Source organism: Vibrio brasiliensis LMG 20546, from assembly GCF_000189255.1.
GTDB lineage: Bacteria > Pseudomonadota > Gammaproteobacteria > Enterobacterales > Vibrionaceae > Vibrio > Vibrio brasiliensis.
The window spans coordinates 23,119-41,219 of record NZ_AEVS01000008.1; the positions used below are offsets into that span (position 1 = coordinate 23,119).

An 18,101-nucleotide genomic window follows, 5' to 3' on the forward strand; every position below is an offset into this window, starting at 1 on the left:
TTTACCCTATAAATGTGATTACAAACCAAAGAAAGCGCTTTCTTTTCTGATCTGGCTCTCATACTGTAGGGGTGTTTGGTTGGCAATATCAGCTTCTCCCAGAGTATTAGCCGAATGCTAACTGAATAATTCAGGCCTGCTTACTTCAGTTGACGAAGCAATGCGACGTCAACTGCACACTAAGTACTTGGTCGCTGACGCTAATGCTCGGCACTGTTAAGTCACACATTGATCGGGCTTGTCCCATCACACCTATAACAAGGATTACTATGTTGAATAAGACACTGATATCTCGCCTGATACTTTCCACATTCGCAGGGACAATGATTGCTGGTTGTGCGACAAATACTGAAACTACCGCAACGGGTTTTATCAGCGGTAAAAAGCCAATCGAGCTGAGTCAGCAACCTGTTACCCCAAGTGATAAGTGGAAACTGGCATGGCAGGATGAATTTGAGGGCGATCGAATTAATCCTCGTTACTGGTCTCTGGAACAGAACTGTTGGGGCGGCGGTAACAATGAGCAACAGTGTTATACCGACCGAGAGCAGAATGCGTTTGTTAAAGATGGCATGCTTCATATCGTCGCCCGTAAAGAGTCATTTACCGGGCCGGACAACCCTGATGGTCTTGAAGGCGGTGCGAATAAAACCTTACCTTACACTTCGGCACGCCTGAGAACTAAGGGTAAGCGAGATCAAAAGTATGGCCGGTTTGAGATACGCGCCAAGCTTCCATCAGGACAGGGGACCTGGCCTGCGATATGGATGTTACCAACCGAAAGCAAATATGGTACTTGGGCGGCTTCGGGAGAGATAGACATTGTTGAAGCGGTCAATTTGAAAACTCAGTCTGATGCACCGGGCACGAGCAGTAGTGAGCAAGAAAACCGAATTCATGGCACCTTACATTATGGTAAAGCCTGGCCAGATAATGTGCATAGCGGCATTGGCGTAACCCTGCCTGGTGGCGTTAACCCTGCGGATGATTTTCATACTTATGCGATTGAGTGGGAAGAGGGGGAAATCCGCTGGTATGTCGATAACATTCACTATGCGACTCAGACTCACCAAGGCTGGTACTCCCAGTATGAGCAAGAGGGACAGCTGGTCAATGCAGATAGCCTCGCGCCGTTCAATGAAAAGTTCCATCTGTTGCTAAACCTTGCCGTTGGTGGCGCTTGGGCAGCGAATGCAAACGAAAAGGGTATCAACCCGGATATTTTTCCTCAGACGATGTTAGTGGATTACGTCAAAGTATATCGCTGCTCGGCAGACCGCTGGAAAGGTAAGGGTTGTAGCGCAACGTCCGACCAGGCCACTCTGGTAAAGGGTAACCAACCGCCTGCAATCCTAATTGAAGATGACAGCTATGCCGATGGTTCAGAGATCGATATTTTCTCTGATGCGCTGCACAACAGCTTAGCCTATGGCAGTTATGATCCGACAGACATTGTTGAGCATCAGGAAGTTGAGGAACAAGACCGAGGCAAGGTGCTGAGCATCAGTAAGAAAAATGGCGGCGGTAATATCTATTTTCGTTCGCCTAAAACTGACCTTTCTGGCTGGTTAGCGAGCGGTGTCTTGAGCTTTGATATCAAGGTTGAAAAGATTGGCAATGGGACGGAACTGGTCGTCAAGATGGACAGTGGCTGGCCTGCGACCAGTGATATTACCGTTCCAGTGACTGAAACTTCACAGTGGCAGACGGTATCAATAGCAATCGCTGACATCATTGCTGGTGGTAACCGTTATGAATCGGGTAGTGCAGATCCGAGTAATATTAACAACTTACTGGTGTTTGAGCCGACTGGAGAAATGGTGTTTTCTCTGGATAACATCCGTATGACCAGATAATTATTATCCAATCGCCACTCAAATGTGACCTATACCGCGCTTTTATGCGCGGTATTTTATTTCCATCGTTCCATGAATGGATTCTGTGATCGATCTTTAAAGAAAGCGTTTTCTTTGTGATCTATTTAACTTTCTGTATGGGCATTTGGTGAGTATTCTGTCTTCAATCCAAATATGATTGGCAACCCAGTGTCAATAAGCGCTCTTTTAGCTTAATTGATGGCCCTACGCTTTTGAATGCTGCTTATTTTTGGATTTTTTATATCACAATAAAGAAAGCGCTTTCTTTAGCGCATAATAACATGGAGTTACTATGAAACTGTCAAAGCTTACCCTTGCTTGCGTGATTGCAACGACTGGTGTTACTTCACTTCCTGCATTTGCTGAGAAGTCTGAAGGGTTCGAATTTCACGGCTACTTTCGAGCAGGCGCTTTATATAGTCAAAACGATGATTTTAAACGAGCTAAATTCCCGGCATCTAAAGAGCGCCTCGGTCGTTTAGGCGTAGAATCAGACAGCCACTTTGAATTAGCACTGCAGAAGAACTTTGAAAATGATGCAGGGCAGAAGATCCGTATCAAAACACGTGCAGCCGCTGACAACGCTCAGTATGCAACCAACCAGCTAGGTGCCAACGCGGACGCTACTAATAGCGAAATTGGTATGGCAGAAACGTTTGTTGAGTTTGAAGGCGTTTCGGAAACAGGTGTTGTCTGGGGTGGTAAGCGTTTTTACGGTAAAGACAACTACATCTTTATGACCGACTTCTTCTACACAGATATGTCTGGTACTGGTGTTGGTATCGAAGGCGTTGAACTGGGCGGTAATAAATGGGACTTCGCCTACATCGCAAGTGATGACTCAGGTGATACTGGATTCTGGGGAGACGGTAACAACATCATGCATGCTCTGCACGCAGGTGTGAACTTTGGTAGCGTAGAGCTACACGCATTAGCTAAGTTTATGCCAGATAACATGGTTGATTTAGGCTTTGGCGCTGGTGAAGAAGAGTTTGCGGGCGACGGTTTTGAAATGACCGCGATTGTTCATACTGACTCTGTGTTTGGTCTGTCGGAAAAAGGCTTTACCAAGTACATCGCACAGGCAGGTAAAGGCTTGGGTTCTGGTAACCTGCTAGGCGGTACGCTGACTACTTACAACACCTACAAGCCAGGTAGTGATTACCAGAGTTGGTTAACTACAGGTACAACTTGTGGCACTTCTTGTCTTAAAGCAGTGGATGAAGATGATACTTCACTACGTGCATTGGTATGGGGTGGTTACTTCTTCGAGAATGGCGTTAGCGTCTTCCACTCGATTCAGACTCAGTACAATGATTTCGATAACGGTGCCAAAGATGGCTGGGTTTCTGCAATGGTTCGTCCAACATTCCCAATCTCAGAAAACTTCTTTATCGCTACTGAAGCGGGCTACATGTTCAACTACGAAGATCGTAATGGCGTAAAATCAGACTCTTATGACTACAAACTGACAGTTGCACCAACTATGGTTGTTCACTCAGGTTTTGGTCCTAGCCCAGAAATCCGTCTACTTGCTTCATACCTGGATGGTGAAGACAAGAGCGGTAATGGCAAAGACGGCGACTTTATCGTTGGTATCCAAGCGGATATGTGGTGGTAATCAACTAACGATGTTCTGAAGGCATCTGGTGGCCAAGTGTCAGGTGCCTTCCTTTTTCATTATATCCTTTTAGTGTTATTGCCTTTGGGAACACACTTTTTCAGCAGCGCGATTTGCTCCTAACGATCGCTTTTGCCGCTCTCTGTAGCGGCTTTTTTTATTTCTGCTCTTGGGGTCGTCAAGTAACGCTGCTTGTAGCATTTAGAAAAGTAGTTACTGTCACTGAAACCGCACGACTCTGATATTGTCTGCACGGAAGTGAGCTTCTCTTCAACAATCAGGTTATGTGCGTAACTTAACTGGAGTTGGCGGACATAGTGATTGGGCGAAGTGTCTAAATAGTGTTTAAACAACCTTTCTAACTGACGCTGACTAATAAAAGCCGCTTGCGCGATCTGCTCCGGAGTGAGCTCGCTGCGGGTATAGTTTTGTTCGATAAACACCATCGCCCGACTCAGTGCGAGAGTGGTTTTCGGCGTGTCTTGCTGTTGCTGAGCGTAAATTCTTGCCAAGGTAACAATCAGTTGCTGCATTAAGCTACTGATCATTACTTCAAAACCCGGTGGTGCCACTTGATATTCAGCTCGTATTGACTCCAGCATTTGTTCAACAGTGGTGAGTTGAGATTGATTGAGGGTCAACTTGGCACTGTATTCTGAGGTCTGTCTCGCTAAAGGTTCTATCTTAAATAGTGTTTGGTAGCCTGCTAGAACGCGCATAGAAGGTTGTTCAAAGAAGGGCGCTGAAGCGTCAAACATCAGATTGATCAGTTTTAGTCCGCTGACGTCTTTAAAGCCATGCTCAGTTTCACCATTAATGACAAACACATCTCCAACACTTAACGGATATTCGAAGTCTGCAACTAAGTGTTTACCACTCCCCTCTAAAACCAGAAACAGCTCTGAAAAATCGTGTTTGTGAAGTGCGAAATCGGTTTGATGGTCTCCATCGACAAAAGCGAAATTCAGGTGTTGATGACGCTGGTGTGAGCGTAGTCGATATCGAGTGGTCATGTCGCTATTTTCCTTTTTTGTGTCGCTATATTGGGAGATTAGCGAATTCAATCAGCATACTATTTTTGTTATCAGAAACACAGTGGGTAGCTCAGAGCAGCGACCAAAAAGTGACATCCCAAACTTAAGATGTGGTTGATTATGCAAAACAGTCAAATAACACAAGCTCAAATGAATTTGGTTCCGGTTAGCCGTCAGGCTGCAACCGAAGGTATCGTATTACTCAAAAATGAACAGCAAGCTTTGCCGCTGATGGCGCATGACACGGTCTCCCTGTTTGGTCGTTGCCAAATCAATACGTATCGCAGTGGTACAGGTTCAGGTGGGGCAGTGAATGTTCCTTATGCGATCAGTGCTTTGGATGGGATCGCCTCCAATCCGGCGATTTCATACAACCAAGAATTAGCGCAGCTTTATCGTAACTGGGTTGCGGACCATCCATTTGACGATGGTGGTGGTGGCTGGGCCGCTGAACCTTGGTTCCAACAGGAGATGCCACTAAGTGATGAACTGGTAAGCACGGCGGCGCAACAATCGAATAAAGCGATTGTATTCATTGGTCGTACTGCGGGTGAAGATCAGGACAATCAGGACTTACCAGGCAGTTACCGTTTAACCGAACTTGAGCAGCAAATGCTTACGTTCGTCTGTCGTCATTTTGAGTGCGTGATTGTGGTGATGAACGTGACCAACATCATCGATATGTCATGGCTGGAGACGATTCAAGGATCTCAGTCCATCAGAGCGGTGATGTATAGCTGGGCGGCTGGCATGGAAGCAGGCGATGCACTGGCGGATATACTATCGGGTGCTGAATCACCAAGCGGCCGACTGAGCGATACCATCGCCTACCGCATTGAGGACTATCCATCAACACGTAATTTCGGTGATCGAAAGCGTAATGTCTACCAGGAAGACATCTATGTTGGTTATCGCTACTTCGAAACGTTTGCACCTGAGAAAGTACAGTTCGAATTCGGTGCTGGCCTGTCCTACAGTGACTTCAGGCAAGATCTGGTTGGATATCGTGTTGAAGGACAAGGTTCAGAGACTCAGCTACTGTTCGAGATTGAAGTGACTAATACGGGGTCAGTCCATGCGGGTAAAGAGGTTGTTCAGCTCTATGTAGAGGCTCCACAAGGCTTATTAGGTAAGCCAAGACGAACACTGGTTGCGTTTGCTAAAACTCGTAAACTGGCAGCCAAACAATCTCAGCTGATGACGATTAACCTTCCTCTGTCTCAGCTGGCCAGTTATGACGATAGTGGTGTCACTGGCAACAGAAACTGTTACCTACTCGAAGCGGGGGAGTACAACTTTTATCTTGGTGGCAGTGTTCGTCAAGCTAAACCAATAGATGCGTGTTTTAATCTAGAGAAACTACTTGTCACTGAACGTTTACAGGAAGCTTGTGCGCCGATATTGCCATTTGAGCGTATGAAGCCAACAAGTCCGGACGAGCGGGGCTATTTTCAGCTCGGTTTTGAATCTGTTCCACAACGTACCGTCGATATGGCAAACCGAATCTCAACCAATATGCCGAATGAACTTAAATACACCGGCGATGTTGGCCTTAAGCTGGCTGACGTCAAATCTGGACAGGCAAGTCTGGAGGCATTTGTTGCTCAGATGACGGTGGAGCAAATGGCGACTATGGTACGTGGCGAAGGTATGTGCAGCCCTAAGGTCACACCGGGAACAGCCGCTGCGTTTGGTGGTGTTTCGGACAGCCTGTTTCAACTTGGTATACCTGTTGCCTCAGCAGCGGATGGACCTTCTGGTATTCGTATGGATAGTGGCCATAAAGCCACTCAGGTGCCGATTGGTACTTTGTTGGGGTGTACCTGGAACAGCGAACTAAATGAACAACTGTTTTACCTGATTGGTCAAGAGTTACACGCAAATCATATTGATACGCTACTTGGTCCAGGCATCAATATTCATCGTCATCCACTAAATGGGCGTAACTTCGAGTATTTCTCTGAAGACCCGTATTTGACTGGAATGATCGCATCGGCTCAAACTCGAGGTTTGAGCTGTGCTGGTGTCTCAGGAACCATCAAGCACTTTGCTGCCAACGATCAAGAAACCGCAAGGGTAGATGTGGACAGCATCATCTCGCAACGAGCAATACGTGAAGTGCACGTTAAACCGTTTGAAATGGCGGTTAAGCAGGGCAGGGCAAGCACGATCATGACCTCGTATAATCCGGTCAACGGTCACTGGGCGGCGTCCAATTACGATCTGAACACCACTCTATTGCGAAACGAATGGGGTTTCAGCGGTATTGTGATGACAGACTGGTGGGCTAAGATGAACGATCCGATTTCTGGTGGTGTTGAAGCTAAAACCTTCACTTCACATATGCTTAAGGCACAGAATGACCTTTATATGGTGGTCGAGAATGATGGCGCTGAAAACAACGCAATGCAGGATGACACCTTAGAAGCCATCGAATCAGGAAGGTTGACCCTGGCGGAACTGCAACGCAGCGCGATGAACATCTGTCGTTTTATTCTGGCTACCCCCGTGATGGCAAGACCATTACAAGCTTACCAACCGGTAAAGTCATTTAAATCAAGGGCGTTGCCTTCATCAGAAGCGATTTATTCAGCAACCTCAGCGATTGAGGTCAATGCATCGACCAATTTGGTGTTTGATATCGAGATTGAGGTGGAAGGAATTTATCACTGTCAGGCACTGATGAGCTATGACAGAGACTCGCTGGCGCAATCTTCCTGCAGTATGGCAATTAACGAACAGTTCGCGATGAGTTTCCCTGTCCACGGTACGGAAGGTAAGTCGGTGCTGGTCGATGGATTGAAGATTCAGCTGGAGAGAGGCACTTATACGATATCGGTCGATTTTGTTAAAGCCGGTGCCTCGTTGGAAATGCTTTACTTTAAACGGCAGTAAACAGAACCCGCACTGAGAGTTAACTAAGTGCCAGCCTAGAGGACTGGCACTTAAGCTTTTGTCGTCATCTTGAGTCGCGAACTGAGATTTGCTTTGTCCCACGTATCAACCCCTTCATATGCCAGATCTTGGCGATGGCAATGGGATGTATGGCGACGATATTTATTCGATAGAAGTAAGAGGCCACCGAAGTGACCTTTTTAACTGTTCGGCGTTTTAGCTAGCCAATCCATTTAATGAAGTAGGGGATGATGAGTGCGTTCGCTAAATCGATAAAGAAAGCGCAAACCAGAGGCACGATGATAAAGGCCTGGTGTGAGTTACCGTACTTTTGTGCTACCGCGGACATATTAGCCATCGCAGTTGGCGTTGAGCCCAAAGATATTCCACCAAAACCAGAGCACACTACCGCCGCGTCGTAGCTTTTCCCCATTAATGGGAACACAACGAAGATTGCGATGCAGATTGCCACCAAAAATTGCGCACCAAGAATAATAAAAATAGGTCCCGCTAAATCAACCAGAGCCCAAAGTTGCATACTCATTAATGACATTGCCAGAAATGCTCCCAGCGCCATATCGGCAATTAATGCAACAGCGGGTTTCCTTGCTGGCCAACGTGTGCCTGTAATACGAGGGTACGATGCGGGAATAATGTTAGAAATCAAAATACCGGCGAACAGACAGGTCACAAACAGCGGTAGTTCGAGACCTAAGCTGCTGACCCCTTCATTCAAAATCGCACCTAAGATGATACAGACATGAATTGCTAGCATCGCATCTAAGAAGTCGTAAGCATTGATAGGTGGCTGAGGTTCATTGTTCACAGTGCCAACGTCCATCTCTTCTACTTTAGTAGGTTTGAGGTTGTGTTTATTTATGAGGTATTTCGCAATTGGACCACCCATTAAGCTGGCTAAAATTAGCCCAAACGTTGCACTGGCAATGCCGACTTCCATTGCGGTGTTGAGATCGAAGATCTCAGCAATTCTTGGTGACCAGGCTATGGCTGTTCCATGACCACCAATCAACGATACAGTTCCACTTAACAACCCGACAGCTTCTGGTTGTCCAAGCATGGAGGCAATGCCAATCCCTGTTAGATTCTGAACTAGCATATAGCCGATGGTCACCGAAAGCAGAATCAATAGAGGTTTACCGCCTTTGAACAAGTCTTGCAGACTGGCGTTGATGCCGATAGTGGTAAAGAAGTAAACCAAAAGTAAGTCTCGAGTCGCTAGGTCGAACTGTACATCTATTTGGGTGATGTAGTGGAGAATAGTAAAAAGCACAGAAACCAGAATGCCACCGGATACAGGTTCCGGAATGCTAAACTCTTTAAGAAATGAGCTTGCCTGAGTTAAGCGTTTGCCCAAAAATAATACGACGATCCCAAGGGTCACCGCTAGAAAAGATTCGACTTGTAATACGCCGTCGACATAATTCATAGTCACTCCTGTTAAGGTGAATCCACACGATATGAGAATCAATCCGTGTGTTCCCCCTTTTTTATATATGATATGTTTGCAATTCATCCAGTTGCGTATCGACGAATTTGAACTTAGTCGGATTGCTATGGATAAAAAAGGGGAGCGGCTGAATTTTTGCTCCCCGATGAATGCGTTAATCGCTCCCCAAAATCAAAAGCTGTCCATTTAATCTTGATGAGTTGTTGTATTTTCTAACTCCCAGTCGCCACCCAGCGATTTGTAGAGCGCAACGGTGACTTGAGCTGTTTGTAACTTTGCCGCGATTTGTCTGTCTTGCATCATGCGTTGTTGACGCTGAGCATCGAGCACTGACAAGTGGTCAATCAACCCAGCACGATAGAGCGACTTGGCTTTACTCACGGCCTTGTCTGTTGCTACCAATGCATCATCAATTCGACGCTGGTTTTCCTGGCTTCTGCCATAAGCAAACAAGGTTGAGTCCACTTCGGCAAAGGCGGAATCTACGGCATGTTGGTAAGTTAGCGTTGCTGCATCAAACCGGGCTTGGTTAATCTCTTCAAGTGCATCGCCGCGACCACCATCGAAGACATTCCAACTGATGCCTGCAGCACCAACCCAACCGAATGAATCACTGCTGAACAGGTCATCAAAGCTAGAAGCGGAAACTCCCGGCGCACCTGTCAGGAAGAACTTCGGATACTGATTCGCGATACTTGCCGCGAGTTCTTGATTGATGGCTGCCATTTCACGTTCTGCAATACGAATATCAGGACGACGTTGTAACAGGTCAGAAGGTAATCCGACTGGCACCATGTTATGCATCTCAGGCACCCCCTGAGTGTCTGCAAGTCTGGTTTCGACTTTCGACAATGGCTCCCCAATGAGTACCGCGATGCGATGTTTGTGAACTTGCTGCGCGATTTCTAACTGCGGGATGATCGATTCCATCGCTGCCAACGTTGCTTTGGCATGTGCTAAATCGAGGTCAGAACCGTAGCCACTGCGAACCACCTTCTCGACCAACGCCATGGTTTTCCGTTGGTCTTCAAGGTTCGATTTGGCTAAATCTAGACGTTCGGTTGCTCCTTGATACTGCAAGTAGTTATGAATCAAATCCGCAGTAAGCAAAGTCGTCAGTCCGCTTTGATAGATCTCTGCCTGTTCAACTCGAATTTTGGCCGCATTGGACTGGCGATCAATACGACCAAATAGGTCCAACTCCCATGCGATGCTCGCCCCAGCGAATACGCCGTCATGCTGGTTCTCCAGCAGTGTCGTATTGCCAATCTGCGGCGGTAAACCTGCTGCCGAGTCGCTAATTGGATTGAGCGCAGGACCAAGTAGTGAGTCGTTCTTGCTTAGTTGGTAATTGAAGTAACCCGCGCCTATATTGACGGTAGGTACTTTGAATGACTCTACGACGGTCTTGTAGCTGTCAGCCATCTTGATGCGCTCTGCCGCTACCTTGAGCGGGATGTTTTGGCTCTGCATATCGAGAACTAAATCATTCAGCGTTGGATCATTAAACTCCATCCACCAAAAGGCCTCATTCTCACTGTTTTGGCTAACGCTATATTTCTCATTATGCATATAGGTCTCTGCCATGCTGGTGGTCGGCACTTGGTAGTCTGGACCAACTGCACAACCAGATAAACTCATCGCCAATACCAATGGCGCAATAACGAATTTTTTCATGATTACGCCTCCTTCAATTCAGCGTCTGTTTGAGTAGTTTGTGGTTTGTCTTTGTATGCCAAGCGATACAGCGCTGGCATGATAAACAGTGACAGTACGGTCGCCGCTGCTAACCCGCCGATAATGGTTGCGGCCATTTGGTCGAACAGTAGATCCGACAGCAAAGGGATCATGCCAAGAGCCGTTGTCAACGCACCCATAGATATCGCCATGGTACGGTTAACTGTTGCTTCTTTGATGGCATCTGCCAATGGGCGGCCATTTGCTCGCTCAAGTTCGATTTGATCCATTAGTACAATGCCATTTTTAATGATCATGCCCGTAAGTGTTACTGCACCTATTAACGCCATGAAACCAAATGGTTTATCGAAACCAAGCAGCGCAAAGGTGGCGCCCGTTGCGGCTAATGGCAAAGTCGCAAAGATGATGATTGGTTGTTTAAAGCCGTTAAACATCGCCACTAAAATGATTACCATGATCAACATTGCTTTCGGTAGCTGCTTGAAGATATCGGTGACCGCTTTGTGCTCGTCGTAGAACTCACCACCCCATTCCATGTTGTAACCTGCAGGAAGGTGGATCGCTTCAATCTGTTCTTTGACGGCATTTCTTACTGTTGATGGCGTAGAGTGACGCGCTACACCCGCTTGTGCAGTGATGGTTTTGACTCGGTCCCGACGCCAAATCATGCTCTCTTCCGCTACTAGCTCAAAGCCATCAACCACTTGCCCAAGAGGTACACTGTGCATACCAAGTAGTGAGCGTACGGGCAGGGTTTCGAGTGAGCTCATGTTTTGAGATGTTCCACGTAGTTGAATCGGAATCAGCTCATCATTGAGGTTCATCTGACCTAGCGGCATGCCGTCAGAAGCGCGTTTTAAAGCAAAGGCGATGTCCGCACGGTTGATGCCCGCTTGACGCATTTTGTCCTGGTTGATGACAGGTTGAAGCACCATGCTCTCTTGACGCCAGTCATCTCGAACGTATTTAGCATCGGGATGAGTGGCGAAAATGGCTTTTGCTTGATTTGCCAACTGGTGCAGTACTGCTTCGTCGGGACCAGAGAAGCGAGCTTCTACCGCGTACTTATCTGACGTCGCTAGTTTTAGTGCTCTAAAGCGTGGCTCTGCGTCTGGGAATTGGTTTTGTAGCCATTTGTCCCCCCGCTCAACGAGCTTGTTGATACCTGCGTAATCTTTAGTGTTAATCAAGATCTGGCCATATGCTGGATCAAATGGTTCTGGTTCTACCGTGACTGAGAATCGCGGTGCACTAGCACCCATGTAGCTAGAAATACTTTCTACCTCTGGTTGCTTGAGCAGCCACTGTTCTACTTTGCGCATGTCTTCCGAGGTCTGTTCAATCTTGGCGCCATTGGGTAGCCAGTAATCTAGGAACACGATCGGGCGATCCGACTGTGGAATGAAGTTTACCGTTACATAAGGCAAGGCAAATGCAGTTACCAAGATCAGTGGAACCAGTCCTGTCAGTGCTTTGATTGGATTATCTACGGTCCAAAACACCAGTTGCTTATAACGGCTTGGCTTCGTATCTTCACCAACGGGCGTTGGTTTGATGAATAACCAGCACATTAAAACAGTGAAGGTCATTGCCACCAGCCAAGAGAGCAGCAGTGATGAAGCAACAATATAGAACACTGAGCTAGAAAACTCGGCTGAGTCTGTTTTGGAGAACAATACCGGGCTTGCACCCATGATGGCGATGACGGTGGCACCAAGCAACGGCACTGCGGTTTCTTTCACTGAATCAATAGCAGCGCGAGTGCGTTCGATACCTTTGTTCAGTTTTACGATCATCATGTCAGTGATCACGATAGCATTATCCACTAACATGCCTAGAGCAAGTATGAAGGTGCCTAATGAGACGCGATGCAAATCAATACCGGCGATGTTCATATAAATCAGCGTGAACAGTATAGTCAGAAGTAGGCTCGAGCCAACAATTGTGGCGCTCTTAAAGCCCATGAATACCAATAGCACCACGAATACGATACCGACACTTTCCAGTAGGTTACCCACGAAATCATCAATGGCTTTTTGCACTTCTTCAGGCTGATAAGCCACGGTAGAAATATCGACGCCAAGTGGTAGTGTTTGCTCGTAGTTATGGATAATGTCGCGAATGGTATCGCCCAGTGATACTACGTTAATACCTTCAACAGGGCTTACCGCTAAGGTCACAGCAGGTTGACCATTAAATCGGCTTTCTGTCAGTGCAGGCGTTTGATAGCCCATGGTGACATCAGCAATATCACCTAAGCGAATCAAACCAGTACCTAATTCACTTACGCCACCTTTGAGTATCAGGTTACGAATATCGTCTAATGATTGAAATTCACTGGTTTGTGTGATGCGAATACGCTCTGTCCCTGCATCGAATTTGCCCGCTTCAAATGTCATGTTTTGTGTGCTGAGTTGGTTCCACACCTGTGCAACAGACAACCCATATTGTGCTAAACGCTCATCAGGCATATCGATATGTACGACACGTGGCTGTACACCGTGAAGTTCGATTTTTTTGATGCCTTTTACTGCTTTAATTTGGCGTTGCAGCTCTTCTGCATAACGGCGTAATTCTTCTGGTGCTGCATCTTCACTGTGGATTGAGAACAGCATGCCATACACCTCAGAGAACTCATCCTGAACAATACTGATTTGTGCAGTGGAGGGCAGTTGTAGCTTCACGTCATCAACTTTGCGTCGCAGTAAATCCCATTGCTGTGGCAATGCCTCGGAGTTAAGACTTTCTTTTAAATCGACGAATACCATCGACATACCTGGACGAGACAAGGAACGCAAGCGGTTCAGCTCTGCCATTTCCTGCAACTTAGTCTCAACGGTATCTGTGACTTGGTGTTCAACTTCCTGAGCTGATGCTCCCGGATACAAGGTGACAACTACTGCTGTTTTTACGGTGAAACTTGGGTCTTCTAACTTACCCAGATCGAAGTACGAGTAGATACCCGCCACTACACTTAAGGCGATGAAAAATAGTACGAAAGTACGTTGTCTTATCGCGAATTCAGCTAAATTGAGCATGGGTAAGACCTATAGCGTTTTGATGATTACGTTTGACGTGGTGTCGCCGGGCTTGAGGTAATGAGTTCCGCTTATGACTACATAGTCACCTTGATGGAAATCTCCAGATACACAGGCTTGATATGCATCAATGGATTCCAAGCTTACCGGCTCGGTATGTATAACCGCATCGCGCACGACATTAACGTGAAGAGTCTTCTTCTCGCCTAAAACAGCAGAATACGGGAGGCAGTGGCTAGATTGTCCCGGCTGGAATGATGTCGTCACCGTCACTGATTTGCCATTGAATAACTCAGAGGAAAGCGAATCGATAGCTAGGGTGACAGGATATGTTTGTTTTATTAGGTGTTTTTTCGGCGAAATTTCAGTAACTTTAGCATCATAAGCTTGTTCTGATGCATACCAAGAAAGTGACGCAGACTGACCAAGACTGAACTGGTGAATCATGTTTTCAGGAACGTCGATATCGACCTCCCAAAGACCATCTTGTTGAATGGTAGCGACACTCATTCCTGGCAGAGTTTGCTCAAATGCGTCAACGCGAATTTCACCAATGTTACCAGTGAATGGTGCCCTTAGTGTGGTGTATGCCAGAGCGTCTTCTGCTCGTTGGATGTTTTTCTCCACCACTTTCACTGCTGATAAGCTACGCTCATAACCGCTGATTGCACGATCTAAATTAACGCTGGCAATGGCATCGTCTGCTGTTGCTTGTTTTACGCGTTTTAGTTCTGCCTTTGCCAGTTTATGCGCAGACTTCGCTTCCAACATGCGCGCTTGCAGTTCTTCCAAAGAAACTTGGTAATCGTGAGGGTCAAGCGTAGCAATGATCTCTCCCTTCTCGACATGGTCGCCTTTCTTGACAAAAACGCTCTCAACGGTGCCAGGGACACGGAAGGAAAGAGATGCGCTCTGTTTAGCTTGAACAATACCGCTGAAAGCTTTGTTCGATGTAATATTTTCAGCAGAAACCTCGATCACTTGAATCGGGCGTGAGGATTTAGGTTCTTCTAGAGTGACTTGGCTCTGATTACAACCCAATAGGGCAAGTGTTGCTGCACTTAATGCGGTGGTTTTGAATAGACGATTCATACAATGACTCCATAAATTTGGTGCCATCATACAATTGAACAGTGTTCAGATAATCGCTCAGTGCTGTGACTCACTGTCTCATAAAGTGAGACAATAACCTGAGCTAACCAAGCTTTGATATTTCTTGAATTAGGTGCTCAATAAGTAGTCTGCTTGCCTGACTAAGAGTTTTAGGTTGAGGGTAGAGTAGCCAACCTGACTCTTCTGTTACTGAATACTGTGACAATAGCTGAACCAAACTGCCAGATTCCAGCTCTCTTTGTACTAATAACTTTGGCATAAAGGTAATGCCGCGATCCAAGATAGTGGCATTCTTAATAAAGCCGATGTTGTTGGAGATAAGCTTCGGATTGAGCTGTACGCTTTGCTCTTGAAAGTGCCATACATTATCGACGTCACCATTTGGCCAGCGAAAACACACGCATTTATGCTCTGTGAGTTGTTCGAGAGTTTCTGGTACACCATGGGTTTTGAGGTAGCTAGGGGAGGCGACTAAGCAGCGATCGAGCGTCAGTAACTTACGTGCGACGATATCTGAATCAAACAACGCGCCACCATGAAAGGCGATGTCTAGCCCTTGCTGGAACATGTCATGAAAGCCGTTGTTGATATTACGAATATCTAACTCAACATGAGGGTACTGGTCGTGGAAATCAAACAAAATTGGGCGAACCAGTTCATCAGTTTCTGGCAATAATCCGAGCTTGATGCGACCACGAACTTCGTTGGTGTTATTGCCGACTTGTTCATTTGCTGCGTCAAGCATAGTCAGTGCCTTTTGCAGGTTCTCGTAGTAGGCTTCGCCATTATTGGTTAGAGACAAACTGCGCGTGGTGCGATGAAAAAGCTGGGCTCCAAGGGATTGTTCTAATTCGCCGATTCGTCGACTTACATTCGCACGGGGTAAGTCCAATGCATTGGCAGCGGCGGTAAAGCTACTTAACTCCACAACCTTGATGAACAGTTTGAGATCGGCGACTTTCACTTGGGTGCTCCATACTTATTGAACACTGTACTAAACCATAACACTCTAAAGCATCATACCGTTATGTACAAAACATAACGTGACTTTTAATGGCAGTCACTGGTCTTAAAAGTTAATTTGCTGACGGCCGGCAATCATCACTTCTCAATGGTTGAGTTCAAAACACAATGCTGTTAGATTCGAGATATGAAATACATCTCAATGCCTACATCAATCTTCTTCTGGTGGCGCTCTAATTAGAGCGGCACGGAATCTTTACATTCTTACGCTGCTGGAAGGTAGCTGAGACTGTAAATTGTTTTGTATCTCCAGTAGCGATCTATTTTTACCTGGAGATATAACCATGAGTACAAACCAACACTCTGATACAAAAGAAATCATCCTTACTGGCGATAGAGCGACAGGCCCTTTGCACCTCGGCCATTATGTTGGCTCTTTGAAGCAGCGCGTAGCGTTACAAGATATTCATGATCAAACGATTCTGGTCGCTGACATGCAGGGGCTGACTGACAACGCCCACAACCCGAGTAAAGTATCCTCCAACATACTGAATGTTGTTGCTGACTACCTTGCAGTAGGTATCGATCCTACTAAAACCACCATTTGTCTTCAGTCACAGTTGCCAGCATTGGCTGAACTGACCATGTACTACAGCAATCTTGTTTCTATCAGTCGTCTGGAGCGCAATCCAACCGTTAAAAGTGAAATCCAAAACAAAGGATTTGAGCGCTCTATCCCGGCAGGTTTTCTTACTTATCCAATCTCGCAGGCGGCCGATATTACGGGGTTTAACGCCTCTTTAATTCCCGTTGGTGATGACCAGTTGCCAATGCTTGAACAGACCAATGAGATCGTAAGGAAAATTAACTCGTTAGCGGGACGGGCCGTGTTAACGGAGTGTCGACCATTATTAGGTAATGCACCACGTTTACCGAGCACAGATGGCAAGAATAAGATGTCGAAGACGATGGGGAATGCCATTAATCTTGGAGCCTCGGAGAAACAGATTTCCGCAGCAGTGAAGTCTATGTATACCGATCCGAGTCATTTGAAGGTTGAAGACCCTGGCAAGATCGAAGGGAATGTGGTTTTCACTTATCTTGATGCTTTTCATCCAGATGAGGAATATGTTTGCCAATTAAAACAGCATTACCAGCGCGGTGGGTTAGGCGATGGTACAACGAAAAAGATTCTCGAAGAGTGCTTACAGGAGATGCTGCGACCAATCAGAGAGAGAAGAACTGAGTTCTTAAATGATAAAGGGCAGTTAATTGAGATTTTGCGACAAGGCAGTCGTACCTCAAGAGAGAGAACAGAAAAAGTTCTGTTTGATGTTAAAGGTGTGTTTGGCCTTAACATCTTGTGAATTTTAGCTAACCTCTTTCAACTTCGAGAAACTCCTCAACAGAGTATCTCGAAGTTGGAGTTTGGCGTGTCGCGCTGCTAGTTTGTGAGGTTTTTCCTGCTGACACGGATGCTCTTCATACGTTTACGACTATCAGTAATCAACGCGACTAACGCACAGATGATGAACAAGTAAGTCGGTATCTCTTGTGGAGCGATGGTACTGCCAATCAATAAACCGACGATAAAAATAAACGTAGGTTCGACATAACCGAGCATGCCAAACAGGGAGACGGGTAATTTTGTGTAGGCATAGAGATACAACAGCATAGGAGTGACAGCAACAACCGCGAGACCAAGATAGTAAAAATTGGTCGTAGCAGGTAGATGCAAGAAGTACTCAGAAGGGTAAAGGATAAACATACCGAATACCGCAAATGGCAGCAGAATAATATGGTCGATCGCCAGCCCTATATCGGCCGGAAGTGGGATTGCTTTCCGGTTGATAAAGTAAACCGGATAACCCAGAGCGACAACTAACACCACCCATGAAACACCTGAGGATAGAGCGTAAGCCCAGATGGTGCCGAGCAACGCAAACAGGCAAGCTACTTTCTGTAGGCGAGTAAGACTCTCTTGATAAACAAAGCGTCCTATCATTACCATTACAATTGGCAGAGTGAAGTATCCAAGGGCTAGATTGAGCGTTTCTCCATTGGCCGGCGCCCAGACAAACAACCAATACTGGGGAGCAACAAATAGGGCAGATATCAGGTATCTAAACCACATTTTACGTTCCTTTAACGCTGAGATAAGCAGTGGTAATCGCTTGGTAACCAATAGCAGAACTGCAAACAGCAATGTACTCCAAATAATGCGCTGAACCGCCAGCCAATGGCTTTCTCCTCCAGCAATTAAACTAGCAGCCATTTGTGGCTGGAGTTGGACATACGCAGGGATCAGGGCGAACAGTAACGAAGATAAAATTGACGCACTAACCCCTTTAGTTTGTTCAGAAATAAGATGATTATATTTGTTAAACATGAACG

Annotated in this window: 11 protein-coding genes; 4 read left to right on the plus strand and 7 right to left on the minus strand. The window is 46.3% G+C overall.

Features of this window, described 5'->3' with window-relative positions; translation table 11 throughout:
• The first annotated feature begins 269 nt into the window (after positions 1 to 269).
• Both RH46_RS01125 and RH46_RS01130 read left to right on the plus strand, forming a co-directional pair.
• Entirely contained in the window at positions 270 to 1,856 is a 1,587-nt protein-coding gene (locus RH46_RS01125) for a glycoside hydrolase family 16 protein (RefSeq protein WP_006877547.1), read from the plus strand.
• Positions 1,857 to 2,169: 313 nt separating this feature from the next.
• Positions 2,170 to 3,498 carry a carbohydrate porin gene (locus tag RH46_RS01130; protein WP_006877548.1) on the plus strand — a complete coding sequence of 443 codons (1,329 nt, stop codon included), beginning with the start codon at positions 2,170 to 2,172 and terminating at the stop codon, positions 3,496 to 3,498.
• A gap of 119 nt (positions 3,499 to 3,617) precedes the next feature.
• Here RH46_RS01130 and RH46_RS01135 read toward each other — a convergent pair whose 3' ends face one another.
• Complete coding sequence (locus RH46_RS01135) at positions 3,618 to 4,511, minus strand: helix-turn-helix domain-containing protein (RefSeq protein ID WP_006877549.1); 894 nt, start codon at positions 4,509 to 4,511, stop codon at positions 3,618 to 3,620.
• Between the two features lie 141 nt (positions 4,512 to 4,652).
• Between RH46_RS01135 and RH46_RS01140 the strand changes: the two genes are divergently transcribed.
• On the plus strand, positions 4,653 to 7,427 hold the full coding sequence (locus RH46_RS01140; RefSeq protein ID WP_006877550.1) for a glycoside hydrolase family 3 protein: 2,775 nt from the start codon (positions 4,653 to 4,655) through the stop codon (positions 7,425 to 7,427).
• A gap of 220 nt (positions 7,428 to 7,647) precedes the next feature.
• Here RH46_RS01140 and gltS read toward each other — a convergent pair whose 3' ends face one another.
• From gltS to RH46_RS01170, 5 genes are all read right to left on the minus strand, one after another.
• Entirely contained in the window at positions 7,648 to 8,874 is a 1,227-nt protein-coding gene (gltS, locus tag RH46_RS01145; RefSeq protein ID WP_006877551.1) for a sodium/glutamate symporter, read from the minus strand.
• 207 nt (positions 8,875 to 9,081) lie between these two features.
• On the minus strand, positions 9,082 to 10,572 hold the full coding sequence (locus RH46_RS01155; RefSeq protein WP_006877553.1) for an efflux transporter outer membrane subunit: 1,491 nt from the start codon (positions 10,570 to 10,572) through the stop codon (positions 9,082 to 9,084).
• 2 nt (positions 10,573 to 10,574) lie between these two features.
• Positions 10,575 to 13,631 carry an efflux RND transporter permease subunit gene (locus tag RH46_RS01160; RefSeq protein ID WP_006877554.1) on the minus strand — a complete coding sequence of 1,019 codons (3,057 nt, stop codon included), beginning with the start codon at positions 13,629 to 13,631 and terminating at the stop codon, positions 10,575 to 10,577.
• Positions 13,632 to 13,640: 9 nt separating this feature from the next.
• The gene (locus RH46_RS01165; RefSeq protein ID WP_006877555.1) at positions 13,641 to 14,723 is read right to left on the minus strand and encodes an efflux RND transporter periplasmic adaptor subunit; all 1,083 of its coding nucleotides are present in this window, start codon (positions 14,721 to 14,723) and stop codon (positions 13,641 to 13,643) included.
• A 103-nt stretch (positions 14,724 to 14,826) separates the two neighbouring features.
• Complete coding sequence (locus tag RH46_RS01170) at positions 14,827 to 15,708, minus strand: LysR family transcriptional regulator (protein ID WP_006877556.1); 882 nt, start codon at positions 15,706 to 15,708, stop codon at positions 14,827 to 14,829.
• A 343-nt stretch (positions 15,709 to 16,051) separates the two neighbouring features.
• Here RH46_RS01170 and trpS point away from each other — a divergent pair, with 343 nt between their 5' ends.
• Complete coding sequence (gene trpS / locus RH46_RS01175; RefSeq protein ID WP_006877557.1) at positions 16,052 to 17,074, plus strand: tryptophan--tRNA ligase; 1,023 nt, start codon at positions 16,052 to 16,054, stop codon at positions 17,072 to 17,074.
• Between the two features lie 77 nt (positions 17,075 to 17,151).
• Here trpS and rarD read toward each other — a convergent pair whose 3' ends face one another.
• Positions 17,152 to 18,096: an EamA family transporter RarD gene (gene rarD, locus RH46_RS01180; RefSeq protein WP_006877558.1), complete on the minus strand. Its 945-nt coding sequence runs from the start codon at positions 18,094 to 18,096 to the stop codon at positions 17,152 to 17,154.
• Positions 18,097 to 18,101: the final 5 nt, after the last annotated feature.

Excerpts from the sequence above, each read along its gene's own strand:
- RH46_RS01125 (WP_006877547.1), top strand. The coding sequence starts at position 270 with ATGTTGAATAAGACACTGATATCTCGCCTGATACTTTCCACATTCGCA.
- RH46_RS01130 (WP_006877548.1), top strand. The coding sequence starts at position 2,170 with ATGAAACTGTCAAAGCTTACCCTTGCTTGCGTGATTGCAACGACTGGT.
- RH46_RS01135 (WP_006877549.1), bottom strand. The coding sequence starts at position 4,511 with ATGACCACTCGATATCGACTACGCTCACACCAGCGTCATCAACACCTG.
- RH46_RS01140 (WP_006877550.1), top strand. The coding sequence starts at position 4,653 with ATGCAAAACAGTCAAATAACACAAGCTCAAATGAATTTGGTTCCGGTT.
- gltS (WP_006877551.1), bottom strand. The coding sequence starts at position 8,874 with ATGAATTATGTCGACGGCGTATTACAAGTCGAATCTTTTCTAGCGGTG.
- RH46_RS01155 (WP_006877553.1), bottom strand. The coding sequence starts at position 10,572 with ATGAAAAAATTCGTTATTGCGCCATTGGTATTGGCGATGAGTTTATCT.
- RH46_RS01160 (WP_006877554.1), bottom strand. The coding sequence starts at position 13,631 with ATGCTCAATTTAGCTGAATTCGCGATAAGACAACGTACTTTCGTACTA.
- RH46_RS01165 (WP_006877555.1), bottom strand. The coding sequence starts at position 14,723 with ATGAATCGTCTATTCAAAACCACCGCATTAAGTGCAGCAACACTTGCC.
- trpS (WP_006877557.1), top strand. The coding sequence starts at position 16,052 with ATGAGTACAAACCAACACTCTGATACAAAAGAAATCATCCTTACTGGC.
- rarD (WP_006877558.1), bottom strand. The coding sequence starts at position 18,096 with ATGTTTAACAAATATAATCATCTTATTTCTGAACAAACTAAAGGGGTT.